Origin of the sequence: Helcococcus kunzii ATCC 51366, assembly GCF_000245755.1 — a bacterium.
In the GTDB taxonomy this organism is placed as follows: Bacteria; Bacillota; Clostridia; order Tissierellales; family Peptoniphilaceae; genus Helcococcus; species Helcococcus kunzii.
Map to the genome: position 1 here is coordinate 1,274,310 of NZ_JH601088.1, position 24,782 is coordinate 1,299,091.

At 29.0% G+C, this 24,782-nt stretch carries 23 protein-coding genes and 1 riboswitch; of the genes, 3 read left to right on the forward strand and 20 right to left on the reverse strand.

All coding sequences use genetic code 11. From position 1 onward, the window contains the following. Positions 1 to 11 precede the first annotated feature (11 nt). From HMPREF9709_RS05830 to HMPREF9709_RS05870, 9 genes are all read right to left on the reverse strand, one after another. On the reverse strand, positions 12 to 464 hold the full coding sequence (locus HMPREF9709_RS05830) for a hypothetical protein (RefSeq protein WP_005398660.1): 453 nt from the start codon (positions 462 to 464) through the stop codon (positions 12 to 14). Positions 465 to 472: 8 nt separating this feature from the next. After that, a complete protein-coding gene (locus HMPREF9709_RS05835; protein WP_005398661.1) occupies positions 473 to 790 on the reverse strand; it encodes a PTS cellobiose transporter subunit IIB in 318 nt (105 codons plus the stop codon). 15 nt (positions 791 to 805) lie between these two features. Further along, positions 806 to 1,120, reverse strand: a complete 315-nt coding sequence (locus HMPREF9709_RS05840; RefSeq protein WP_005398662.1) for a PTS sugar transporter subunit IIA — start codon at positions 1,118 to 1,120, stop codon at positions 806 to 808. Positions 1,121 to 1,358: 238 nt separating this feature from the next. Beyond that, a complete protein-coding gene (locus HMPREF9709_RS05845) occupies positions 1,359 to 3,278 on the reverse strand; it encodes a BglG family transcription antiterminator (protein ID WP_005398663.1) in 1,920 nt (639 codons plus the stop codon). 254 nt (positions 3,279 to 3,532) lie between these two features. Beyond that, positions 3,533 to 4,162 (reverse strand): uridine kinase, encoded by a 630-nt coding sequence (gene udk / locus HMPREF9709_RS05850; RefSeq protein ID WP_005398664.1) that lies wholly within the window; start codon positions 4,160 to 4,162, stop codon positions 3,533 to 3,535. Between the two features lie 6 nt (positions 4,163 to 4,168). Continuing rightward, entirely contained in the window at positions 4,169 to 4,876 is a 708-nt protein-coding gene (locus HMPREF9709_RS05855) for a pseudouridine synthase (protein ID WP_005398665.1), read from the reverse strand. Positions 4,877 to 4,894: 18 nt separating this feature from the next. Continuing rightward, on the reverse strand, positions 4,895 to 5,509 hold the full coding sequence (locus HMPREF9709_RS05860; RefSeq protein ID WP_005398666.1) for an ECF transporter S component: 615 nt from the start codon (positions 5,507 to 5,509) through the stop codon (positions 4,895 to 4,897). Positions 5,510 to 5,607: 98 nt separating this feature from the next. Continuing rightward, positions 5,608 to 5,720: riboswitch (FMN riboswitch) on the reverse strand. A 76-nt stretch (positions 5,721 to 5,796) separates the two neighbouring features. Beyond that, positions 5,797 to 7,239, reverse strand: a complete 1,443-nt coding sequence (locus HMPREF9709_RS05865) for an alpha-amylase (RefSeq protein WP_005398667.1) — start codon at positions 7,237 to 7,239, stop codon at positions 5,797 to 5,799. After that, a complete protein-coding gene (locus HMPREF9709_RS05870; protein WP_005398668.1) occupies positions 7,236 to 7,613 on the reverse strand; it encodes a metallopeptidase family protein in 378 nt (125 codons plus the stop codon). The genes HMPREF9709_RS05865 and HMPREF9709_RS05870 overlap by 4 nt, the downstream gene beginning before the upstream one ends. A 90-nt stretch (positions 7,614 to 7,703) precedes the next feature. Between HMPREF9709_RS05870 and murJ the strand changes: the two genes are divergently transcribed. Beyond that, positions 7,704 to 9,257, forward strand: coding sequence for a murein biosynthesis integral membrane protein MurJ (gene murJ, locus HMPREF9709_RS05875; RefSeq protein ID WP_005398669.1), 1,554 nt, complete (start codon positions 7,704 to 7,706; stop codon positions 9,255 to 9,257). 274 nt (positions 9,258 to 9,531) lie between these two features. Here murJ and hprK read toward each other — a convergent pair whose 3' ends face one another. The 5 genes from hprK to HMPREF9709_RS09615 all read right to left on the reverse strand — a co-directional run bounded on the left by hprK (position 9,532) and on the right by HMPREF9709_RS09615 (position 16,112). Beyond that, the gene (gene hprK, locus HMPREF9709_RS05880; protein WP_005398671.1) at positions 9,532 to 10,500 is read right to left on the reverse strand and encodes an HPr(Ser) kinase/phosphatase; all 969 of its coding nucleotides are present in this window, start codon (positions 10,498 to 10,500) and stop codon (positions 9,532 to 9,534) included. Beyond that, entirely contained in the window at positions 10,493 to 12,328 is a 1,836-nt protein-coding gene (uvrC, locus tag HMPREF9709_RS05885) for an excinuclease ABC subunit UvrC (protein ID WP_005398672.1), read from the reverse strand. Before uvrC ends, hprK begins: the two co-directional genes overlap by 8 nt. Then, positions 12,328 to 14,085, reverse strand: coding sequence for an aminopeptidase P family protein (locus HMPREF9709_RS05890; RefSeq protein WP_005398673.1), 1,758 nt, complete (start codon positions 14,083 to 14,085; stop codon positions 12,328 to 12,330). The genes uvrC and HMPREF9709_RS05890 overlap by 1 nt, the downstream gene beginning before the upstream one ends. An 82-nt stretch (positions 14,086 to 14,167) precedes the next feature. Continuing rightward, positions 14,168 to 15,031 (reverse strand): Cof-type HAD-IIB family hydrolase, encoded by an 864-nt coding sequence (locus tag HMPREF9709_RS05895; RefSeq protein ID WP_005398674.1) that lies wholly within the window; start codon positions 15,029 to 15,031, stop codon positions 14,168 to 14,170. A 160-nt stretch (positions 15,032 to 15,191) separates the two neighbouring features. Beyond that, on the reverse strand, positions 15,192 to 16,112 hold the full coding sequence (locus tag HMPREF9709_RS09615) for a C39 family peptidase (RefSeq protein ID WP_005398675.1): 921 nt from the start codon (positions 16,110 to 16,112) through the stop codon (positions 15,192 to 15,194). Between the two features lie 167 nt (positions 16,113 to 16,279). Between HMPREF9709_RS09615 and ychF the strand changes: the two genes are divergently transcribed. Further along, positions 16,280 to 17,377 carry a redox-regulated ATPase YchF gene (gene ychF, locus HMPREF9709_RS05905; protein ID WP_005398676.1) on the forward strand — a complete coding sequence of 366 codons (1,098 nt, stop codon included), beginning with the start codon at positions 16,280 to 16,282 and terminating at the stop codon, positions 17,375 to 17,377. 14 nt (positions 17,378 to 17,391) lie between these two features. Continuing rightward, positions 17,392 to 18,393 carry a CPBP family intramembrane glutamic endopeptidase gene (locus HMPREF9709_RS05910; protein ID WP_005398677.1) on the forward strand — a complete coding sequence of 334 codons (1,002 nt, stop codon included), beginning with the start codon at positions 17,392 to 17,394 and terminating at the stop codon, positions 18,391 to 18,393. A gap of 76 nt (positions 18,394 to 18,469) precedes the next feature. Here the strand turns inward: HMPREF9709_RS05910 and HMPREF9709_RS05915 are convergent, their stop codons facing one another. From HMPREF9709_RS05915 to HMPREF9709_RS05940, 6 genes are all read right to left on the reverse strand, one after another. Beyond that, a complete protein-coding gene (locus HMPREF9709_RS05915) occupies positions 18,470 to 20,395 on the reverse strand; it encodes a BglG family transcription antiterminator (RefSeq protein ID WP_040463872.1) in 1,926 nt (641 codons plus the stop codon). An 85-nt stretch (positions 20,396 to 20,480) separates the two neighbouring features. Then, a complete protein-coding gene (locus tag HMPREF9709_RS05920; RefSeq protein ID WP_005398679.1) occupies positions 20,481 to 21,881 on the reverse strand; it encodes a PTS ascorbate transporter subunit IIC in 1,401 nt (466 codons plus the stop codon). Positions 21,882 to 21,911: 30 nt separating this feature from the next. Next, entirely contained in the window at positions 21,912 to 22,361 is a 450-nt protein-coding gene (locus HMPREF9709_RS05925; RefSeq protein ID WP_005398680.1) for a PTS sugar transporter subunit IIA, read from the reverse strand. A gap of 3 nt (positions 22,362 to 22,364) precedes the next feature. Further along, positions 22,365 to 23,321 carry a transketolase family protein gene (locus HMPREF9709_RS05930; RefSeq protein ID WP_005398681.1) on the reverse strand — a complete coding sequence of 319 codons (957 nt, stop codon included), beginning with the start codon at positions 23,319 to 23,321 and terminating at the stop codon, positions 22,365 to 22,367. 1 nt (position 23,322) lies between these two features. Continuing rightward, positions 23,323 to 24,177 (reverse strand): transketolase, encoded by an 855-nt coding sequence (locus HMPREF9709_RS05935; protein WP_005398682.1) that lies wholly within the window; start codon positions 24,175 to 24,177, stop codon positions 23,323 to 23,325. 17 nt (positions 24,178 to 24,194) lie between these two features. Further along, positions 24,195 to 24,497: a PTS sugar transporter subunit IIB gene (locus HMPREF9709_RS05940; protein WP_005398683.1), complete on the reverse strand. Its 303-nt coding sequence runs from the start codon at positions 24,495 to 24,497 to the stop codon at positions 24,195 to 24,197. Positions 24,498 to 24,782: the final 285 nt, after the last annotated feature.

Consider the following 24,782-nt stretch of genomic DNA (forward strand, 5'->3'; position numbering starts at 1 on the left):
CCTCCAATATATTATTTTTCATTATTCAATCTTATTATTTTTCTAATCACGAAAAGTTTTATAATCATCCCAATCGCAAATGTAATAATTGGATAATAAAATTTACTATAGTAAGGAAATAACATCTTATAATCTATAATTACAACGATTATCATTAAAACATCCAATATTAATGTTATTTTCATTACATTTAGTGTCCAATTAAATTGCTTTTGTTTGTGATTATGTAGTGAAGCATATTGATCTACCATACATATCAAATATGCTGCGAAAAAGATGAAAGGTACAACTGCAAGAATTGGCTTAGTTAATAAAGCTAAATAAAACCAATAAATAGAATATACCAGCAAAAATGCTGACATATATCTAATAAAAGTGGTTTTAGCATACTTTAATCCCAATTCATGCCTTTGTTTTTCAAATTCTCGCATCTTTTTATTTGAGTTTTTACTTTTTCTACTCATACAATTTACTATTTAATATTATCAACTACAATTTTAGCTAATTTACCAATACCTAAAGGGATTGGTGCATAAGCTTGTGGTGGTATCATTACCAAAGGTCTGTCAGCTCCATCTGCTAAAACTTTTAATTTATCATAATACATTTTAGCTTGTGGACTAATCATATATAAATCATATTTTGCTTCTTTGATTAAATTACTTGCAGTAGCCGCAATAGTTGCTTCCACTTCAATGTCATAACCTTTTTCATTTAAATATTTTGTTGTTTTTGATGCCATTAAGGAACTTGACATTCCTGCGGCACACATAATTAAAGCTTTCTTCATTTCTTTACCTCTTTTTTATTTTTGTCTTGTTTTGTAAATTTCGATAAATTCTTCCGCTAAGTCTTTTACCGTCAATGCATTCATCAGATGATCCTGAGCATGAACCATTAATAAACCAATTGGAGTTTTTTCACCATTCATTTCTTTTTGTATCATGTCAGTTTGCACCTTATGAGCTTCCAAAAATTCATTATTTGCTTCTTCGATAAGCTCATATGCTCTTTCAAAATTAGACTTTTTAGCTTCTTGAATAGCTTCCATAGAAAGAGTTCTGGCACTTCCTGAATGAACAATAATACCCATGATGATTTCTTCCATATTTAAGTCCATTCCTGCCTCCTTTCGCAATCTCTCATTTTCATAACTTATAGTAATACAAATTATAAGTATTATTAATATATAATTTTTCCATTCGTTTGGAAAACGATAGCTAAGAGTTCCAAAACGTTAAAATTTAAGTGTTTTGAGTAATATCCAGAATTATAAATAGATTTCAATTAGAAATAAGAAAAATATTTTGAAATATTTCCATAAAAAAAGGAGTTAGAAAAATCTAACCCCACAAATATTAATCTTCTTTTATTTTATCAACTATTTTATCGTATAATTCTTTTGATGAATTTGAATTAATAAGATCTTTTACATCTTTGTCATTATCAATTATTTGAAGCAATAATTTATACATACTATCATAATTTTGAGCTGTATTTTTAGCTACATTTAATACTATGATGAGTTGAACTTTCTTATCACTCCATATTATCGGATTTTTTAATACGCCAATGGTAATAAAAGTTTCTTTAGCAATTGGCTCAATAGGATGAGGAACGGCAACATTATTGCCAAAACTCGTAGTCGCGATGTGTTCTCTTTCCATTATGCTTTCATATAAACTTTCTGGCGTTTTACCTTTTTTTACAATTTCATCTGTTAGATATTTTAACACTTCTTCTTTAGTAGAAAAATCTAAATCTAAGTAAATATCATTCATATTTAAAAATTCAAAATCTTTTGACATATTAAAATTATTGATAAAATTATCAATCTCCCCAAAACTAGTATCTCCAAGAATATCAGTAATGTAGATAACAGGCACATCTAGTTGTGATTTAAACGGCACTGTACTAATTACTAAGTCCAAACTTTTATCTCTATATTTATCTATATTATAAAATTCAGTAGTATCAACTATTTCTATTTTGTCTGAAAATCTTGATTCTAATTTATATTTTAATAGCTTTGAACTACCTAATCCTGTTGTACAAACTAGAAGAGTTCTCGCTATTTTATAGTTTAATTTATCTCTTTCTATCGCTGCACCTAAATGAATTGCTATATATCCAAGCTCGTCTTCATTAAACTTAATCCCTAATTCTTCTTCTATAACTTTTGATGCAATCTTTGCCGCATCAAACGCCGATAGATAGTTGGCTTTTATAGATGATAATAATGGATTTCTTATATTCATATTATTGTTATATCTGTAAATAGAAGGTTTTAGGTGTTGCACTATAGAATTAAATAATTCTGGATCTTTAATTAGATTTACCCTCATCTCTTTATCAACAGCTTTAATCATCTTGGTTGCTAAATCTAGTATTTTTATATCATCTTTAGAACTTATAGTTTTAACATTTTTATTTAAAATAAGTTTAGTACCCAATAAATGCATTGTAATGTAATACACTTCGTCTATTGGAAAATCAAGAGAAAATTCCCTTTCAATATCATTTACAATCTTTTTAGCAATTTCAAACTCGGATGTATGAGTAAATTCATTATTTAATTTCTTTTCAAAATACTGATTTATCTCAATTCTTCTTATAGCAATAGCTATATGTATCACTAAATTATTAAGTGCAAAATCTGATAATTTAACATCAGAATTATTTATATTTTTTACAATTATATTGTAAATTTTTTTCAAAATTCCTTTATCAAATATTAAGCTAAAATCATCAATCGTGCTATAATATTTATTTTCATTTACTTTATTAAGTAAATAGGATATAGCATTTCTTATATCCTTTTCTTCCCCTACTAATTTAAGACCATAATTTGGCTTTACATCAAAATCTAAATTATATTTTGCAAGCAACTCCCTCACGTCTTTCATATCATTTTGCATGGAAGATCTTGAAATAAACATTTCATCAAGAAATTCTTCTGACTTTATGTATTTTGCAGAAAATAAATATCTTAATGAAATATATGTGATCCTATCTCGTGGTTCAGAAAAATCAAATTCGAAGTTTAATAATTCTTGTTTCTCAAATTCATTAAAAATTTTGCCATCATTTATAAATAAAAAATAATTGCCATCTTTGTTTTTTAATAGCTCAGATTCAAATGGTCTTAATTCTTCATTTATAGCTTTTATATCATTTCTAATTGTACGTTCTGTAACATTTTGTTTTTCACTAATTTCCTTAATGGACATCTTTGAATACTTCAGATCTTTAATAATGTTTTTCTGTCTTTGTATCATTTGATTCCTCTACTTCTAATTATTCTCTTATATTATTAATTCTAATTTTATTCTATATTTAATTTTATTTCAAGAAACAAAGTAATTCTAGGGGAATGGTGTTTTTGAGAAATAAATTTATAGTGAAAAAACTAGCGCCATAATATAAAATAAACGAAATGGTAATAAAATTTTCTGATAAAATTAGCAACAAATAAAAAAAGATTCATCAACATCTACGAACTCTCGCAAATATCGATGAATCTCTAATAATTTTAATTCGAACTATTGATACTTACATATCTTTCAATTGTATTCATTAGCATTTCTATAGCTATTTTGTTTTTGCCACCATATGGAATAATTACATCTGCATATCTCTTTGATGGTTCGATAAACATGTCGTGCATTGGTTTTACAGTTTCTCTATATTGTGCAATTACTGATTCTAGACTTCTTTCACGCTCTATTACATCTCTTTGAATGCGTCTTAAGATTCTTTCATCGGCATCTGTTTCAACATACACTTTTAAGTCCATTAAATCTCGTAAATCCTTATTTTCAAGTATTAGTATACCTTCAACAACTATAACAGATTTTGGTTTTACAAGAACAACCTCATCTGATCTGTTGTGAATAGTGTAATCATAAACAGGTCTTAAGATTTCTTCACCATTTTTTAGTTTTTTAATGTCTTCAATCATTCTTTCAGTATCAAATGCACTAGGATGATCATAGTTTAATTCACATCTTTGTTCATAAGTTAAACCTTCATGAGCTTTGTAATAAAAATCATGACCTAAAATGATTAAATCATCTTCATATTTTTTTCTAAGTTTATTTACAATCGTTGTTTTCCCTGAAGCGGAACCACCACAAACACCAATAATAGTTACTTTATCCATATTGCCTCATTTATTATATTTTTCTAAAATTTTTATTTCATTTTCATTTAGTTCTCTATATTCGCCTAACTCAAGATTTTCATCTAGAACTAGTTCTCCAATAGAGAGTCTTTTTAAGTATAGCACTTCTTTACCACAATGTTTTAACATTCTTTTAACTTGATGATATTTACCTTCCATAATATAGACATAACATTCATAGTCTGAGATTATCTCCAATTTTCCCGGTAATGTCATATATTGTTCTTTGTCTAAGAAAATACCTTTTTTAAACTCTTCAATATCAGCTTCTTCTAATTTTTTATCTACTTTAGCATAATATTTTTTTTCAACTTTTCTCTTTGGTGATAGAATGTTATGAGCAAGTTTACCATCATTTGTTAATAACACTAGCCCTTCTGTGTCCTTATCTAATCGACCCGCAGGAAAAATTTCTTTATTTTGGTATCTTTCCTCTAAAAGATCAATAACGGTTTTGTTATAATCCTTTGTCGCTGAAATAACGTTTTGTGGTTTATTCATCATTAAATAAATATATTTTTTAAATATGATCTCTTTATTTTTAAATTTAATTATATCATTGTTTTCATCAACTTGTTGTGTTGGTTTTAGAACAGTTTTGTCATTTACAAGTACCAATCCATTTTTAATATATTCTTTTACTTCTTTTCTTGAACCAATCCCTGTGTTAGATAAATACTTGTCTATTCTCACGATTATAATTAAACCTTTCTATCTCATATTTTTAAAATATCTTGAAATTTTCTTATACACAATTAAAGTAACGATAGCATTTAATGAACCTTTTACAAGGTTGAATGGTATAACTGATAGCACTATAAGTTGATTATATGATTTAACAAATTTTGGTGCAAATTTTACGAAACCTTCTAAATCTATATGCATTACTTTTGCGTAAATTGGAAAAATTACAAAGTAATTTGATAATGTTGCTAATATTGTCATAGCAACTATACCACCTATTAATCCTATTATAGCAGATTTTCTTGTTTTATTTTTACTATAAATGTATGATGAAACTCCAACAAATGTACTACCCACGATAATATTGGAAAGTTCACCCACATATGCAGTCATTGTTCCATCTAAAACTATATTGATTAAGTTTTTCATGATTACTGTGATAATGCCGGATATTGGTCCTAAAACAAAACCACTAACTAATGTTGCCACATCACCAAAGTCAACTGTCATAAACGCTGGTGCTATTGGTATTGGGAACTTAAACAGCATCAACACACCTGCTAACGCTGAAAATATAGCAATTTTCGCCATATTTCCTATTGAGAACACTCTTACTACTTTTTTATTACCTGTCATTTCCATAAAATCCTCCCTAATATCTTTTTTAGGGCAAAAATAATGCCCCGATACTTCGGGGCACGAAAATTTATAATATCAATAAGTTTGTTGAAACTTTTATATTATATCTTCTTTCATCCAGACTTTACTGTCGGTATCGGAATTTCACCGATTCATGCTAACGCTCGTGGACTATACCACCGGTAGGGACTCACACCCTGCCCTGAAGATTTTTATCAATTATATATTAACACTTAACTATAATTTTGTCAAAATCGTAATTTTTGAATATTTTTTATGAATGTTTTACTTTATTTTTCAACCCATACTGAAACTGATCCTGGGGAAACAAAGAAGTCTGCAAATCCATCTTCTCCAATAGTTATCTCAGCATCATTATTACCTAACTTATCGATGTAGATTTTTCCACTTTGGTCTGCACCGACTTCCATTCTTACTGTTTTTGCTTCTTCATTTGAAATTGCAACAGCCATTCTTCCTGGGTGTTCTTCATTTCCATATCTTACAAAACCAATCGCATTTTTTTCTTGTAAATATACGTGTTCATTACCATATGCATAATCTCTTCTAATTTCCATAAGTATGTCCAATTTACCTTTCATACCGCCATAAAGTGTGCCATCACCTATTCCAAAGAGGTCGCCGAAAAATACACATGGATATCCATCCTGTCTTAGTAAAATCAACGCATAAGCAATTTCTCTAAACCAATTATCAACCCATGATTCTAGGGATTGTCCCAATTGTGAATCGTGATTATCTACAAATGTTACAGAATTAAATTTCCTTTGACTTTCCACAGAATTATCAAATAATGTCCTCAAATCAAAATATCCACCACTCTTTGATGCTTCGTGTAGTTTATAATGCAATGTAACATCAAATAAATCAACATTGTTAGATGTCCCATCTATAAAGTCTACTAGACGATTTAGATCATTTTCCCAATATTCTCCAACTAGATAAAAATCACTTTTAATATTTTGTAAAATGTGATTTGAAAAATCATTGATGAAGTTTTGATCTATATGTTTTAACGCATCATATCTCGCTCCATCAACATTTGTTTCTTTTATAAACCATTCAATCCAACTAAATAACTCATTTCTAACGTCAGGATTGAAATGATCGATATCCGCAAACATTAAATAATCATAATTTCCTTTTTCAGAAGAAACGGCATAATTCCAGTCTCTATCTTCCCAAAGTATTTTATATATTGCATTTGTGCCGGTTTTAGCATCATAATCAACACCATTAAAATGTTGAAATGTCCAAATAAAATCGCTATATTTCCCTTTTCTACCCGGGAATGTAAATTTGGTCCACGCTTCAATATCCATTGGTTCTGAAACTTGTTTTGTCCTATCATTTTGATCAACCATTACAGCTTTGAACACTTCTGATTCATCCGCACCAGCTTTATGATTTAATACAAGGTCCGCATATATGCTTATACCTAATTCATGCGCCTTATCTATCAATTGGTGAAGCTCTTCCTTTGTACCATATTTTGTCCTTACTGAACCTTTTTGGTCAAATTCACCTAAATCATAAAGATCATATGTGCCATATCCCACGTCATTTGTTCCTGTAGCTTTTGTAACAGGCGGCAGCCATATAGAAGTAAATCCTTTTTCTTTAAAATATTCTAAATTTTCTCTTAGAAAATTATAATGATTTCCATCATCAATTAGCTCCCATTCAAAACCTTGTAGCATCAAACCGTTCATAAATCACCTCTTTTTTCTTTATGTTTGCTTATAAATTCATCATCTTCTCTAACTAAGTCATTTACACCAGCTCTATACTCAACATGATGTCTTAACTCATGATTTACTAATTCTGTTAATCTATCTTTTAATTGCTCTCTATCAAAATCTGGATATTGATTTTTAATAGAACCATAATATATTAATATTTGCTTTAATACCCCAAATCTTGTGTATTCACCCAAGACAACTAAATCATTATTTATAGATTCTTTATGGTATTTGATTTCTTCTTTTAAGATAATCCCACCATTTAGACCTTCAAACAAGTCCTGATCTATCTCATCTACTATTTCTTCTAATATCTCTTGTATTACATCAATATCATAGCTCATATCAATTTACCTCAAAAATATTATAACATAGGCAAATAATTTTTATATAATATAATTTATTATGTTATAATCTTTTTATGGAGAGGTGATATGGGAAAAACAGCAATTTTTTTAATGTTATTTACATTAATTTCAAAAGTTTCAGGTTTAATTAGAGAACAATTTTTTGCCTATTATTTAGGGAATGGGATGATAAGTGACTCTTACAATACCGCAATGACAATACCCACGATAATTTTCGGTTTTGTTTTAGCCGGTGTAATAGCGGGTTACATTCCTATATATTCAAAGGCAGAATACGAGCATGGAGAAAAAAAAGCTAAGGAATTTACAGCGAATTTAGTAAACATCTTGATTGTAATTACAACAGTTATCATTTTTGCGATAATAATATTCGCACCAGCATTAGTTTCAATTTTCGCTTCAGGATATGAAGGCGATAAGAGAGAAATAACTATTAGATTTACAAGACTTATGTCATTCTCATTATATGCAACAATGATTTCTTCTGTTTTCATTGGTTTTTTACAAATGAAAAAAAGATTTATCATTGCAGAATCAGCTGGACTATTTATGAACTTCTTAAATGTAATAGTACTAGTACTTGCATTTAAATTTAACAATATGTACATACTTCCTTTAGGTTATGTGCTTTCTGAATACTTAAAATATATATTATTCCCTCATTTCGTAAAAAAAGAGGGCTATAAACATAAGTTTATATTTGACATTCATGACGAATATATAAAAAACATGCTAAGAATAGCAATTCCGATATTTTTATCAATTGCCGCTGTCGATATATCAACAATAGTCGATCAATCTTTAGCTTCCACGATGATAACTCATGGTGGGGTTTCATCAATGAGAAGAGCCTCACTAATATTGACGCTTGTAAGTGGGATAATCGTAGCTTCCATTACGACATCTATCTATCCACAAATGTCAAAATATGCAAGTAGAAAAGAAATCGGTCGAGTAAAGAAAACAATAATGGATGGTAATATCTACTCATTTATACTAATCATTCCTTCAATGATAGGAGTAATGATATTATCAGAACCTTTAATAAAACTATTATTTGAAAGAGGAAATTTCGATGTTAACTCAACAGCCATTACTTCTTCAATTTTAGTATTTTATATGCCTACAATAGTTGGTCAATCAATAAACCAAATATTTACTCGTGGCTTTTATTCAATGAATAATACCAAAACACCAATACTAATTACATTTGTTCAAGTATTTTCAAATATTGTCTTAAACTATGTATTTTCCTATAACTGGGGATTTGGATTAGGACTAAACGGACTTGCACTTGCCACTTCCGTTTCATCATTTATTGGAGGCGTACTATCCGCCTATCTATTTAGACAAAAATACGGCAGAATCAACTTTAAGAAGTTTTCAATCAATGGACTAAAAATACTATTAACAAGCTTAATCATGGGCATAGCAACATATTTCACATATCATGGCTTAAGCAGTAAAAACTATATATTAGCATTCCTAATTTCAATAATTGTTTCAATCTTAGTATACACAATAGTTATACTATTTATGAGAATACCAGAAGTTACAAAACTAATTAATATATTATATTCAAGAATTAAGAAAAAAAGAAGAAAAGCTAATATAAAATAAAGATACATTAATATCTATCGGAATATTTCGATAGATATTTTTGAATTTAAATGACAAATTTTTGGAAATTACATGTGTAAATGGGAATATCAAGAATACACATGTAAAATAGCTAAAAACCTTACATGTGTAAATAAAGTATTTAGAATTACACATGTAAAAATGGAAATAATGGAAATTTTCCTGATTAAATCAAGAAATCCATATTAATCAGGAAACCCCAACAAAAAAAGGTTAATTGCAACATATATATTGCAAATAACCTTACCCCATCTTAAATTTTATCCTCATAAAAATCAACGTAGTCTTTGTCAATTTCATTATTTGGATTCATATCATTATATATTTTTGTTGTAAGATATTTTGCTGAGTTATATCCAAAATTCTTTTGTCTTAGATTTCTAACTGCAACTTCAATAATCATTGCTATGTTTCTACCTGGTTTTACAGGAACGGTCAATTTAGGAATCTTAATACCTAAAATTTCTTCGAATTCTTCTTCTAAACCAAGTCGATCATATTCTTTATCTTCATTCCAATTTTCTAATTCAATTACCATGTCGATTTGGGAATCAGTTTTTACAGAACCTGTACCATATAATCTTCTAATATCTAATATGCCTATTCCTCTAATTTCCATGAAGTGACGGATATTTTCAGGAGATTGACCATAAAGTTTTTCATCTATTTTACTTATCTCTACAACATCATCTGCAACTAATCTATGTCCTTTAGTAATAAGATCTAAGGCGGTTTCAGATTTACCCACTGAAGATTCTCCTAAGATTAGCATTCCAGAGCCATATACATCTAAAAGCCCCCCATGAATGGTTGTTTGTTCGGCCAAATGTCTTTCTATTGCCACACTTAATTTACTGATTAATTTAGTTGTGGCATATTCTGACAACATAATTGTTTTATCGTAATAATTTGCCAAATCAATTATATCTTGTGTGACTTCTCGAGCATATGAAAAAATTAAACAAGGTATATCTTCAGATAATAGTCCTCTAAATCTTTCATATCTTAGCTCTGGTGTCATTTGCATATAGTAGTAATATTCTACATTTCCAATAATTTGTATCCTTTTGTATGGAAATGCTTCCATAAATCCTGTAAGTTGAAGACCTGGTCTATTTACATCACCATTACTTATTTCGATTTCTTCAAAATCACTAGAAGGATTTATAATTTGTAAATCTAATTCTTTTGCTAATTGTGAAAGTTTAACGCTTCTACCCATTTTTTTCTCCAAAGTATTTTATTATATTATCTGCAATATTTTCATTAATTAAATCGACTTCTTTTAATTGCTCTTTGCTTGCTTCTTTTATTTTATTTATAGAACCAAAATGTTTCAACAACGCAATAATACGTTTTTCACCTAGTCCATCTATTTTCTTTAATTCTGATTCAAATAATTTTTTCTTTCTAACAGTATTGTGATAATTTATCGCAAATCTATGAACTTCTTCTTGCATATCATATAGAAATCTGTAAATTGCACTATCTTTATCTATATTTAATTCATTATTATCAAGGATAATGCCTCTAGTTTTATGTTTATCATCTTTAACCAAACCTATAACGGGGATTTTTAAATTAAATGAGTTCAATACAGAAATCGCTGCATTAACCTGACCTTTACCACCATCCATAATCACTAAATCAGGTCTTTTACTAAAACTATTATTTGAATTTTCCGCATCCATCAATCTCGTAAATCTTCTTGTTAAAACTTCTCTCATAGATGCGTAATCATCAGGACCTTCTACAGTTTTTATCTTAAATTTACGATAATCTTTTTTAGCCTTTCTTCCTTGTTCATATACAACCATTGAACCAACTGAATCCACACCAGAAATATTAGAAATATCATATATTTCAATCCTATCCAATGGATGAATGTCCAATAAATCTTCTAATTTCTTTAATCCAAGATTTTTACTTCTCTCTCTGTCATCGATTTTCTTTAAGTATTCATACATCATTTTTTGAGCATTTTTGGTAGCCATTTCGATGTATCCCACTTTTTCTCCTCTTTTAGGAACTTTGATATAAACTTTTTTCCCTTTTTTCTCAGACAAAATTTTCTCAATAATTTCCTGTTCAGCAGGATTTTCTACGATTAATATTTCTCTTGGAATGTATGTCATATCAATATAGAACTGTTTCATAAATGAAGATAAGATATCTGCATCACTATCATTGAATTCATTTTTAATAATAAAATGTTCTCGATCAATTATTTTACCATTCCTCATAAAGAAAACTTGAATGGTGACATAATTTCTCGCTTTTACCATTGAAACAATATCTCTATTATCTAAACCAACAGTAGTAACTTTTTGTCTCTCCATAAGTTGATTAATAGAATTTATATGATCCCTGTATTCGCTAGCCCTCTCGAATTCCAGATTTTTTGAATATTCGAGCATTTTACTTTCTAATTTATCTGTTAATTCTTTTGTATTTCCTCTTAAGAATGATCTAACTTTCTCTACATTTTCTAAATATCTTTCCCTATCGTTATAGTCATGGGTTGGATCGTTGTATTTATAGAGAAAATCTTTTAATGGTGGGCGTTTTCTACTGTTATAGCTTTGTATCCCTTTATTTAATCTTAGTCTGAAAGTATTTTGCAATAGCCTAATTACATCGTTGACTGCATATGCATTTGGATATGGACCAAAATATTCATTACCATCATTTTTTACTTGTCGAACTTTTTCAATTCTTGGAAAATCCTCATTTGTAAGCATAATATATGGATATTGTTTATCATCCCTTAGAAGAATGTTGTAATGCGGCCTATGTTCTTTTATAAAGTTAGATTCAAGCACTAAAGCCTCTACTTCATTTTCAACAATTATATATTCAAAATGGTCGATTTTCTCGACCATTTTAATTACTTTCATAGATTTACCAGAATCGCTATTAAAATATGATCTAACTCTATTTTTTAGATTTTTTGCTTTACCTACATATATTATCTCATCATTTTCATCTTTCATAAGATATACACCTGGCAAATCAGGCAATCTGGAAAGTTCATATTTTAAGTCTTTCATTATATCTCTCTTGTCATTTTTTCTAAGTATTCTAAATCAGATCCTTCTAAATCTTTAGATAATCTTTCATAAGCTTCTCTGTTATAAGCATTTAACCAATCTAATTCCCATTTATCAAGTTCTTCTTTGATAACTGGTCTTGTGTCAAGTGGTAGATATAGCAATGTTTCAAGCTCTAAAATATCATCAAATTCTGATTCTTTTACATATACGATATTTTCAAGTCTAATACCATGTGAGCCTTCAATATAAACTCCTGGCTCAATTGAAAATACCATTCCTTCTTCTAATGGCACACCTTGATCGTTTCTTGAAATACTCATCGGTCCTTCATGTACGCCTAAAACAAATCCAACACCATGGCCTGTACCATGGTTGAAATCTAGACCTTTCTTTAGAAGTGGATATCTTACTACAGAATCAATGAAATATCCTGTTGATTTTCTCTTGAATTTTACTGTCATACCTGCAATCAATGCTTTTAGCGCATATGTATAATGTAATTTTTCATCATCTGTTAATTCGCCAAGAGCAATAGTTCTTGTGATATCTGTTGTACCTTCAAGATATTGTCCACCACTATCTACTAAGTATAATCCTGATGTTTTCAATGTTAATGGAACTACTTTTTCTGGATCATAATGTGGCATAGCAGCATTTGGACCATAAGCAGAAATAGTTTGGAAACTTGGTTCTAAGAAATTATCTTGTTGTTCTCTAAATGATAATAATTTTTTCGCTGCAAATATTTCATCAATATTTCCAGATTTAACCCCTATTTCTACCCAATTGAAGAATTTCATCAATGCGATAGCATCTTTGTGGAATGCTTTCTTAGAATTTGAAATTTGAACATCATTTTTTAATGCTTTCATTAGAGTAGTTAAATTTCTACCTCTTTGAATCTTCACATTTTTATTTATATTGTCATAAATCATTACATTTGTTCTTGCTGGGTCAAGATATATTGTCTTTGTACCAGCAATTTGATTTATTTTTTCAAATATTGTGGAATATTCGTAAACATCAATATTATTTACTCTTAAATATTCTTTTACTTCCATGTCAATTTTATTTTCGTCAATAAATAACATGGCTTTATCTTTGCTAATAAGTGCATATGAGAAAAATACAGGTGTAGCAAAAATATCATCTCCTCTTAAATTGAAAAGATAAGCTATATCATCTAACGCACCTATAAATATGTAATCTGCATGTCTTGTTTCCATCATTGATCTTAAAATATCAAGCTTTTCAGTCAAAGATTTTCCTGTGTATTCTTCGTCAAATATCCAAGCTTCAGATTTAGGTAATTTTGGTCTATCATCCCAAATACCTGAGATTAGATCAATATTTGTGATTAATAATCTTGAGCCAATTGCATCATTTATTTTATCAAATTCAGATAATGATAAGCATTTGCCATCAACTGCTATTTTGCCAAACTCTGTAACTTCGTTATTAATAAATTCCAAATAATCTATATCTTCGCCCATTCTATATAATTTGAATGGTGAATTTTTTAATTCATTTTCCGCTTGTACAAAATACCTACCATCAGTCCATACACCAGCTTTATCACGTGTAATAACTGCAGTACCTGCAGAACCGGTAAAACCAGAAATATATTCTCTAGTTTTATAATAATCTGCTAAATATTCTGATTGATGTGGATCAGAGGTTGGCACGATATATGCTTCAATATCTCTTTCATCCATTTTTTTTCTTAATTTATCTACTTTTTCAAATATACTCATTATCTTCCCCTTATTTATCTGTTTAATCTATTATAACACCAGATACAAAAAACTTATACTGCATTTTAATAAAAATTTAACACTAAAGCTGCTTCCATTCTTCATTAGCATCAATAACTCCATGCTTTACAAGGCTATTGTAAATTCCATGATTTTTATAGTCATCTGTAATTTCAAAAGCCACTTCTTTTAGCGGCTTTACTGCATTATCCATTGCAATACCATATTTTGCATACTTTAATAAGAAATAGTCATTTATACTATCGCCAAAAGCAATAATTTCGTCACTCTTAAATCCTAAATCTTTAAGCGCAACACCTTTATTTAATTCCTTATCGACAATTTCTAAATGATTTGGTCCCATTCTTGAAATACTTGCCATATCTCTAAATTCACCAAAAATCTCTTCTTCGTACTTATTAATATATTTTTCTTCAAAAGCATAAAACAATTTTACAATTGGCTGATCAATTAAATTTAACATTGATTCGACTTCTTTAATTTTTACATTTGCAATCTTTGCTTCAAGCTTCATAAAGTTAAAATGATCTTCTTCTGGGTCATCTATATTAATAACACCTTTATTAATATCTTCAGTAAATAAAGTATCTCCAATTATGGTGCATAATCCTAAATCATATTTTCTAGTCTTTTCAATGATTTTCTTTAATACTTCTCTATTCATAGTCTTTTGTGCTATTATTTCTTTATTTTTACAGTCATAGACTAATGCCCCATTATTACTAATTAAAAAACCGGAATATTTTTCAAATTCCAAAATATCAATATATTTTTTCATAGCTCCAATGGGTCTACCAGATGCAAGAATCACTTTTATGCCTTTTTTCTGCGCTTCAAGCAATGCTAATTTTGAGCTTTCAAGCATATTTTGCTCATCAATAAGTAAAGTACCATCCATATCAAGTGCTATACATTTAATCTCCATTAATTCCCCTTAATTTAATTATTTATTTTAATTATAACTATTATTCTTCTGTTTTTACAATTTCACTTTTTGTTGGATCGATTTCTCATTATCCTCTCCTATTATTTCAAAAAATAACTTCATATATTAATTATAACGCATATATTGATCAATTTTCATTCTATTTACTAATACTCCACATATTTTTTATTTGTGGGGCAATTCTTTCATATGACCATGTTTTTTCTGTGTTTACCCAACTATTTGGATCGTAAATTTTAAACTCACCATTGTTATATCCAACTATCACCAATATATGTCCAGATCTTGTGAAATCCCCAGGTCCTACACTTGCTATTATCAATTTGCTATCGCTTAATTCTTCTTTCATTCTATTTTTATCTAATGGAACTTCTTTTGATTTTAACCCTAATTTTTCAGCACCTTCAGTCATAAATTTCCATAATGTGCCAATTGATTCTTCATAATATCCATTCTCTAGTGAGAAATCTATCATCTTATCCGGTGTCATACTATAATCTTTAGTCAAAGCCATATAAATCATTGACATGGATGTCGGTCCACAACCAACAACACCAAATCTATAGTTTCCAACACGTTTATATCCCCATCGGGTATCAGTTTGTAAAAAGTACGGTATATCCAGTTTTTTCTCATATTTTGAAATAACATTTTCTGTCATATCCGAATTTGTGAAACCATGCACCCAAAGAAAATTTTCTGGATACATTAATACCGTTTTAATCACTGATTGTGGTATACCATCATATTTATCAATAATATCTTGAACTTCTGGAATGTATACTTTCAATTCTTCAAGTTGTTGCAATTTATCTCTATTATTATCATATGAGAAACTATTCTTTGCTGTTATTAACATTTTCTTAAATTCTTGTTCGCTATATTTTCCTAAGATCTTCCCATCTTTATAGTCATTAATTGCCGGAGAATCTTGATATTTAAATTCACTATTCTTCCCAAACATATCAGTAATTTTCTCAAAATTCATAAATAGTACTATCGCCAAAAATATAACTGATAAAGTCATTATTAAATTTTTAAAACTTTTATTTGACATCATTTTTACTCTCTCTTCTAATAATCTAATATTTTCTTATAATAAGTATATCAGATAAATATTAAAAAAATATTAATTAAATTTTTATTTATTATTATATTTTTCTATATTAGCTTTAAATATCTTCAAGTATAACATATAATTATTTAGAATAGAAAAGCGAGGTAAATATGAAATTAGGTATTGTTGGACTACCAAATGTAGGTAAGTCTACACTTTTTAATGCAATTACAAAAGCAGGAGCAGAATCAGCAAATTATCCATTTACAACGATAGAACCAAATATCGGAGTTGTTGATGTTCCTGACTATAGATTAGAAAAATTAGCGGAACTAAATAATTCAAAAAAAATAGTTCCTGCTTATATTGAATTTTACGATATTGCCGGATTAGTAAGAGGTGCAAGCAAGGGTGAAGGTCTAGGAAATAAATTCTTGGCTAATATTAGAGAATCCGAAGCAATCGTTGAAGTTTTAAGATGCTTTGAAGATCCAAATGTCATCCATGTTGATGGAGAAGTAAATCCATTAAAAGATATTGAAACAATTAATTTAGAACTTATCTTTTCCGATATTGATATGCTTGAAAATGTCATTAATCGTTTAACTAAAGTGGCAAAGGCAGATAAAGATAAAAGAGCCGAACTTGATGTTGTACAAAGAGTTTACGATGTTTTAATGGAAGGTAAAAGCGCTAGAGTTTTAGATTTAAATGAAGATGAAAAGAAAATCATTAAATCATACAATCTTTTATCTTCAAAACCAATCATCTATGTTGCGAATGTTTCTGAAGATGAAGTTGCTGATGACGGTAACTCAAATAAATTTGTACAAGAAGTTAGAGAATTTGCCAAAACTGAAGACGCAAAAGTTGTAGTTATATCAGCAAAAATAGAAGCAGAAATTTCAGCATTAGACAGTGATGAAAAAGAAGAATACTTAGAAATGATTGGTTTAGATAAACCAGGTTTAGACAAATTAATCATGGCAAGTTACGACTTATTAGGTTTGATGTCATTTATTACTACAGGCGAAATGGAAACAAGAGCTTGGACAATCAAAAAAGGCACAAAAGCAGTTGATGCAGCAGGCAAAATCCATTCCGACATTTCAAGAGGCTTTATCAGAGCAGAAGTTATCTCATATGATGAATTAATGGAATATGATGGATCAATGGTAAAAGCCAGAGAAGCTGGAAAAGTTAGACTTGAAGGTAAAGAATATATAATGCAAGATGGCGATATAACTCACTTTAGACACAATGTTTAATATTTGGAGGATAAATGAAAGACGAAAATTTTCAAACAGAAGATAAAACTTATGACGAAAATTCAAATCACGGATTTTCACATTATCAAACATTAGATAATAATAACATAAATCCCGAGGAACCAGAGATTGATATTGACGGTGCCAAATCTAGATATAGAAAATCAATTTTAATGTTTATAGTATATTTTATTTCAAATATATTAGCATACCTTTTACTTGAGCCTTTCATCAAAGATGTAGGATTGATTAATGCCCTATCTGTTATTATTAGCATTATCCCAATTTACTTATTTATGGGTAAACGTGCATTAAAAGAAACTGAAGATATAAGACCTTCAAAAAAATTAAGTGTTGTAGATCTATTATTTTTTGTAGGTATCATGTATCTACTATCTATCGCATTTAGCCATATTACAAATTTCTTCATGAGAACATTTAACATACGTTCAATAAATGTAACAGAAATGATACAAACGAGTCTAAATACTACACTATTTATATACGCAGTATTTATAGGACCATTTTTTGAAGAATTAAACTACAGAGGATTTCACCTAAATAACACAAGAAGATACGGTGCCTACTCCTCTATACTATTATCAACATTGATATTTTCATTTGCCCATGGCAACTTCATGCAAGGTATCGGCACATTAGGTATTGGATTTGTATTAGGTTATGTAGCATACTTCTATTCATTCCAAGATGCTATAATACTTCACATATTAAACAACTTAATAGTATCACTATTAGGAATGGTTAGTACCATGGCCAATCAAAATACAGCAAAAACATTATTTATTGCCTTTGATTTAGCAATACTTGGCCTTATTGTTTTTGCAATCATCTCTCTATTTATTAAAAAGAGAAGAGACAACATTAAGAAAAACTTAAAATATACACGTTCAGAAAAAATATATTTAAAAGCATTACTAACTGACCCAATATTTTTTGTTTACATTTTAATCATTTTAATTTTAATGATTTTACCATCATTTATTGTTTTAGAATAAATGAAAACAATGGCTATAGAATAAAGCAAAACCACATGTTAACTAGGTTTGAGACTAGTTAATATGTGGCTTTTTCTTATATAATCACTTCCTCCTCATATTTCAATAGAAGTTTCCTTATTTCTCGATAATCTCCTCTTCGTAAAATTTCAATATTATTTTTATTATCCAATATGTCCGAGATTGTTGCTAACATCTTTAAATGACTTATATTATCTAAGACTGAAATTACAATAAATATATCAACCTTTTTTCCTTTCATTTCAACCGGCTTTTCTACAATCATCAAGCTTGCATCAACTTTATATACTGAATTGTGATTTTGTGCATGAGGCAGAGCAACACCATCTACTAAAACTACATAAGGTCCTATTTTGTTAATGTTATAAATTATATCTTCTACATACTGTTTATTAATTGATCGATTATCAATTAATATTTGTGAAGCTTTTTTTATCGCCTCTTCCCAATTTTCTACCTCTTTTAATTTCAAGATTTTTTCTTTAGTCAGTATTTCACTTAAGTTTGTATAGCAATGATATTGTTTAATATCTTTATTCTTTTCTGTAATAAAATCTAATAAATCAAGTTTTAACTTTTCTTTATCTTTTATTACTGCATTCTTTGAAATTACATTAATGATTTTATCTATACTTGACTCATCTATTAAAGAATTAATGTTTAGCAATTTTTGATACAATTCCGAAATATTATGTGTAGTCAAAATTGGTTTTACTAAAATAACATTATTATGATTTTCAATAGGTACTGTGGAAATAATATAGTCATATTGATATTTAGCATTATCTAGTTCAAAAATTGAGATTACTCCAACTATATCAATAGTAGGTAGATAATTATATAACTGGGTTTGAAGCATTCTAGATACAACTTTCCCATTTGGACAAACTATAACCACTTTGTTTCTTGATTTTGAAATACCTTCAATTCTCGCTCCAAAATACATAACTAAAAATCCAATTTCAGACTCTCTCATATCTCTGAACACTTCTTCATTTGTAGATTTAACTGAATTTTCAACTAAACTATACAAATGCGGATAGTTAGTTTTTATATCTTCCAAGCTTCCGTTATAAATAGGGAATTTAAATTTTAGCCTGTAATATGAACTTTGTAAATGACGTGAAATTTCTTTTTTGAATTCCTCTTTGTTTGTAATATCAGTTGCAGAAAATTTTTCAAAGTTCATTATCAGATTTTCAACAAAACTCTCAATATTTTCGAGTATATTATCATTATTCAAATTTGTCATTGAAGCTATAAATGCAACAAGTAATTTCACTTCATGCTCATTATCATAATTAACAATCGATTTTACCTTATTGTAGCAATCTGAATTTTTTACATCATCATACAAAGATGACTCCTTAAGAAAATTTTTACTTTTTCTTCGTTTATCTGTAAATTTAATGAATTTTGAAAGCATAGAAATTGAATAATCTGTTAGATGTAAATTTGTTTCTATATTTATCTTTTCAATCCTTTCATCAAAATATTCTATTAAATTTTGATCTGAATACATATAGTTAATGTAAACATCTCTGATTTTGGATTCATCAGCAATTAATTTATACTTTTTATCAAAAATTAAATCAATTCCCTCTTTACTTAAATTATTTTTTATTACTTTTATATCATTTACAATTGTGCTTTTACTAACCATCAATGATTCACTCATCTCTTCAATGGTTGTAAACTCATCAACAAAAATTTTTTCTAAAATATATCTCTGTCTATCTTCAATATTGTAAGTATAGTCAATATTTAAATTGTATTTTTGATATATGGTATCTTGCCCAAGATAAACAAAAGATTTATTTATATTTTCAATCCTACCAAAGTCTCTTATTTCATAGTTTATCTCGTTAATATCATAATAGATTGTTCTTTTTGAAACCTCAAAACATTCCATCAACTCCTCTAAAGAAGCTCTCCTATTTTGTAAAATCGTTTGAAGTATATCAAATTGACGTTGTTTCATTATTATTCTCTCTTATGTAATTACAGAAAAAGATACTACATCACGTAATATCTTTTTCCTATTATGTTATTTACTTACTTTTGTCTTATTTTACTTCTTTCTTACCAAATCCACTAAATAATATTGGTATCAAGAATAATATAACACATATAATTAATAAAGGTGTACCTTTTATAAATCTTGCAATATTTCCTAAAATTATACCTGTTGTGGAGAAATCTGCATCTGAGAATGTAGTTGCTGCAAATCCTAAACTACCCATTACAGGCATTGTAATTACTGGTAATATTGTAATTAATAACCCATGGATTATACCACCAATTATTGTACCTTTTAATCCACCTTCCGCATTGGCAAATACACCTGCAGTAGCACCACAGAAGAAGTGAGGAACTACCCCTGGAAGAATAATTGGTAAAGCATTTGAAAAGGCTGGATTTATCATTACTAATAAAAACATTCCTAAAAGACCACCAACAAAAGAAGTTAAGAAACCTATTAATACCGCATTTGGTGCATATGGGAAGACAACCGGACAGTCAATAGCTGGTTTTGCATTTGGTACTAATTTATCAGCAATACCTTGGAACGCTGGAACAATTTCTGCAAGAATTAAACGAACACCTGCTAAAATAATATAAATAGCTCCGGCGAAATTCATACCACTTATTAATGCAAATACAAACCAATTGGTATAGTTTACCATTCCTGTGTCTTTTAGTGCAGTTTGATAATCACCTTTTGAAGCTGCTACACCACAAACAACTATAAATACAATCATCATTGTTATTGATATCGCTACAGTTGTATCACGCATGAATGCCATCCATTTTGGAAAGTTAATGTCTTCTGTAGACTTAACATCTTTTCTATCTTTATTTCCTCTAGTTAATTTACCTACTTGTGCAGCAATCCAATAACCTACAGTTGAAAAATGGCCTAAAGCAATATCATCAGTCCCAGTAATATTTTTCATTGTAGATTGTCCCAATGCTGGGAACACCGCCATCACTAAACCAAGGATTAAAGATCCACCCATAATTAATTGCCATCCAGACAAACCACCAACGGTTAATACAATTGCAATCATTGCAGCCATATAAAGAGTATGATGACCTGTTAAGAATATGTATTTTAATCTTGAAAATCTTGCAATAATAATATTTGCAAGCATACCAAACATCATAATCCAAGCAGTATCTTTTGCGTAATCTACTAAAGCTGTCGTAACTATCGCTTCATTGTTTGGTACAACACCTTTTAAATCAAACGCATAATTAAATATAACACCAAAATCTATTAAAGAACCCGTTTGAAGAAATGATGCACCTGCAGATAGAACTAAAAAACCCACAATAGTTTTTATTGTTCCTTTAATTACATTTGGAGCTGATTTCTTTTGTAAAACTAACCCCAATAATGCCATAAAACCAACTAAAATTGCTGGTGTTGATAAAATTTCTTGAAATAATAATAGAACTTTCATATTTCCCCCCTTTATTTTAAATTATTTATTTCAAAAATTCGTTATTAAATTATATATTTCGTTCTCATCGACAGAGTCTAAAAGTGATTTAATCTTATCTTCATCACCCAAAATCTCCGCCAATAATTGCATTATTTCTAAATGATTTTCTGAACACTCTGCTGCAAAAGTAATAAATAGCTTTACATCTTTACTTTTGTCACCTTTTGAAAATGAAACAGGAATTTTATTTAGCAAGATACCAATTTGATCTGATATTACACCTTGTTCGGGTCTTACATGTAAAAAAGCTACATCTTCAACCAAAATATAATAAGGCCCAAACTCTAAAGTATTTTTTATTATTTCTTCAGGATATCTCTTTTCAACATATCCTTGCTCTACTAGAGGAGATGCCGCTAATCTAATTGCTTCTTTCCAGTTCAGTTTTTTATCAATTATCGAAATATTTTCCTTTTTTATTATCTTAGTTATATCCATATATCATCCCTTTAGAAAATCTATCACTTCATTAACAATTCTTTCCGATGTTAATCCATAATCTTTTCTTTGATCTTCAGGATTACCAACTTGTCCAAATCTATTGTCAACGCCAATTCTATGTAACGGAGTAGAAATCCCATTTTCTGTCATAATTTCTGCAACTGTACTTCCAAGGCCACCTAAGACATTGTGATTTTCAAATGTAATAGCTAATTTCTTATCACAAGTTTCAGAAATTACTAAATCTCTATCAAATGGTTTTATGGAAAACATGTCGATGACTTCTACATCAATTCCTTTTTTATCGAGAATATCAGCTGCTTCTAAAGCAAAAAGAACTAATTCACCCATCGTGTAAATTACAATGTCTGATCCTTCTCTCAAAATATTTCCTTTACCTAACTCAAATGTTGAACCATCTTCATAAATTTTCGGATTCGCCTTTCTATTACCACGAATATAATTTACACCTTTTATTTTAGAAACTTCCTTCATACACCATTCAAAACAAACTGAATCTGCCGGAGCTAAAACAGTTGTCCCTGGAATGTTTCTCATAGTCGAAATGTCGTCATATGTGGAATGTGTACCTCCATTTGCCCCAGCACAAAATCCTGGATCTGAACCATATATATTTAATGTATTACCAGAATACGCACCAGCAATAAAAATTTGATCTAAGGCTCTTCTAGTTGTAAATGGTGAAAATGTGTGTACAAATGGTACATATCCTCTTATAGAAGCCCCTGCAGCCATACCTATCATATTAGCTTCAGAGATACCAACTTGTACAAATTGTTTGGAATGTTTTTCTTTTAATTTGGTCGTCCCAGAAGCACCGCCTAAATCTGCTTCAAACACTAATATTTTGGGATTTTCCATAATTAATTTATCTAAAGTATTTACAAATACTTGTCTTAATTCAATATCTTTTGTATCTTTACTTCTTTTCCACATTTTACATTCCTCCATTCTCGCTAATGAAGTTTTCTAATTCTTTTATTACTTTATCTGTTTCTTCATCCACTTCTTTATTAAATTTTGGTGAATGATTAGCAGGAGTATTATAAAAATAAGGGAATCCTTGACCTTTTACAGTATCTAAAATGATACAAACCGCTTTATCTTTTACTTTTTTTGCATTTTCGATGGCTTCATCAATTTTACTTTCATCATGACCATCAATTTCTTGTGTGTAAAATCCGAATGCTTCCATCTTTTTCTTAATATCAAAAGGATTGATTATATCTTCAGTATTTCCATCTAATTGCATTTTATTGTTATCAATAAACACTATCACTTCATTTAATTTTTTATGTGCAATAAACTGAAATGCTTCCCACACCTGTCCTTCATTTAACTCTCCATCGCCACATATCAGATAAACTTTTTTATCTGAATTTTCAAGTCTTAAAGTATATGCTAATCCTGCAGCTAAGGATGTTCCCTGTCCTAATGAGCCAGTTGTTACATCTACACCTGGAGTTTTTAATCTATCCGGATGTGAAGGTAAATTTGTGCCGATTTCATTTAATGTATAAAGCAATTCTTTATCAAAAAATCCTTTTAATGCTAATGTAGAATAAAGTGCAGGTCCTGCATGACCTTTTGACAATACAAAATAATCTCTAACCTCTTTTTTAGGATTATTAGGATCTATATCCATCTGCTTTCCATATAAGACAGATAAAAGTTCAACAATTGACATTGAACCTCCTAGATGTCCATATCTTCTCCATTTAAGCATCTTCAAAATTTCTATACGTATTTTTGCACTAAATTTTTTTAACTCAATATAATCATTTTTTCGCATAGTAATCCTTTCAAAATTTAGTTTTCTTCGTAATGTTCACCAATCCTATCAAAAAGTTCTTTTAGTTTTGTTTCTATTTCTTGTTTAGAAACTATATTATCTAGTGTGATAACATTATCTAATCCATCAACAAAATCTTCTAAATCTTTACCTACTACAAACGCATCAGCAGCTCCTTTTTGAGCATCTGATGTAGTGGAATGGAAAACTTCTATGTCATCACGTCCCATTGCCTTTAATGTCTTTTCTACATTCATTCTAATAATCAAGCTTGATCCTATCCCAGAACCACAAGCTGCCATAATTTTTTTAATCGCCATATTATTCCTCCAATCTATTCTTTACTAATAATATATCAATGAAATCGTATTCCGTAAATAGCTAAAGTTTGCACGACATTATAGAATTTTGCACAACTATTAAAGATTGTTCTATATTTCAATTTAATTAGCTAAAATACGAGGATGGATGGAAAATTTTAAAATATCATCGTACAAAAACGTGCAAATGGACGAGGATAATCGCAAAAAAGTAAATTATCATCGTACAAAACTGGCTAAATAGACGAGGATAATCGCGAAAAAGTAAATTATCATCGTACAAAA

What these genes read in the sequence shown, in the direction of transcription:
- HMPREF9709_RS05870 (WP_005398668.1), bottom strand. Translation starts at nt 7,613, where the DNA reads ATGAGCTATGATATTGATGTAATACAAGAGATATTAGAAGAAATAGTA.
- HMPREF9709_RS05910 (WP_005398677.1), top strand. Translation starts at nt 17,392, where the DNA reads ATGAAAGACGAAAATTTTCAAACAGAAGATAAAACTTATGACGAAAAT.
- HMPREF9709_RS05865 (WP_005398667.1), bottom strand. Translation starts at nt 7,239, where the DNA reads ATGAACGGTTTGATGCTACAAGGTTTTGAATGGGAGCTAATTGATGAT.
- HMPREF9709_RS05895 (WP_005398674.1), bottom strand. Translation starts at nt 15,031, where the DNA reads ATGGAGATTAAATGTATAGCACTTGATATGGATGGTACTTTACTTATT.
- HMPREF9709_RS05830 (WP_005398660.1), bottom strand. Translation starts at nt 464, where the DNA reads ATGAGTAGAAAAAGTAAAAACTCAAATAAAAAGATGCGAGAATTTGAA.
- HMPREF9709_RS05940 (WP_005398683.1), bottom strand. Translation starts at nt 24,497, where the DNA reads ATGGCGATTAAAAAAATTATGGCAGCTTGTGGTTCTGGGATAGGATCA.
- hprK (WP_005398671.1), bottom strand. Translation starts at nt 10,500, where the DNA reads ATGGGTAGAAGCGTTAAACTTTCACAATTAGCAAAAGAATTAGATTTA.
- uvrC (WP_005398672.1), bottom strand. Translation starts at nt 12,328, where the DNA reads ATGAAAGACTTAAAATATGAACTTTCCAGATTGCCTGATTTGCCAGGT.
- udk (WP_005398664.1), bottom strand. Translation starts at nt 4,162, where the DNA reads ATGGATAAAGTAACTATTATTGGTGTTTGTGGTGGTTCCGCTTCAGGG.
- HMPREF9709_RS05835 (WP_005398661.1), bottom strand. Translation starts at nt 790, where the DNA reads ATGAAGAAAGCTTTAATTATGTGTGCCGCAGGAATGTCAAGTTCCTTA.
- HMPREF9709_RS05920 (WP_005398679.1), bottom strand. Translation starts at nt 21,881, where the DNA reads ATGAAAGTTCTATTATTATTTCAAGAAATTTTATCAACACCAGCAATT.
- HMPREF9709_RS05915 (WP_040463872.1), bottom strand. Translation starts at nt 20,395, where the DNA reads ATGAAACAACGTCAATTTGATATACTTCAAACGATTTTACAAAATAGG.
- HMPREF9709_RS05890 (WP_005398673.1), bottom strand. Translation starts at nt 14,085, where the DNA reads ATGAGTATATTTGAAAAAGTAGATAAATTAAGAAAAAAAATGGATGAA.
- ychF (WP_005398676.1), top strand. Translation starts at nt 16,280, where the DNA reads ATGAAATTAGGTATTGTTGGACTACCAAATGTAGGTAAGTCTACACTT.
- HMPREF9709_RS05845 (WP_005398663.1), bottom strand. Translation starts at nt 3,278, where the DNA reads ATGATACAAAGACAGAAAAACATTATTAAAGATCTGAAGTATTCAAAG.
- HMPREF9709_RS05925 (WP_005398680.1), bottom strand. Translation starts at nt 22,361, where the DNA reads ATGGATATAACTAAGATAATAAAAAAGGAAAATATTTCGATAATTGAT.
- HMPREF9709_RS09615 (WP_005398675.1), bottom strand. Translation starts at nt 16,112, where the DNA reads ATGATGTCAAATAAAAGTTTTAAAAATTTAATAATGACTTTATCAGTT.
- HMPREF9709_RS05930 (WP_005398681.1), bottom strand. Translation starts at nt 23,321, where the DNA reads ATGTGGAAAAGAAGTAAAGATACAAAAGATATTGAATTAAGACAAGTA.
- HMPREF9709_RS05840 (WP_005398662.1), bottom strand. Translation starts at nt 1,120, where the DNA reads ATGGACTTAAATATGGAAGAAATCATCATGGGTATTATTGTTCATTCA.
- HMPREF9709_RS05935 (WP_005398682.1), bottom strand. Translation starts at nt 24,177, where the DNA reads ATGCGAAAAAATGATTATATTGAGTTAAAAAAATTTAGTGCAAAAATA.
- HMPREF9709_RS05860 (WP_005398666.1), bottom strand. Translation starts at nt 5,509, where the DNA reads ATGGAAATGACAGGTAATAAAAAAGTAGTAAGAGTGTTCTCAATAGGA.
- murJ (WP_005398669.1), top strand. Translation starts at nt 7,704, where the DNA reads ATGGGAAAAACAGCAATTTTTTTAATGTTATTTACATTAATTTCAAAA.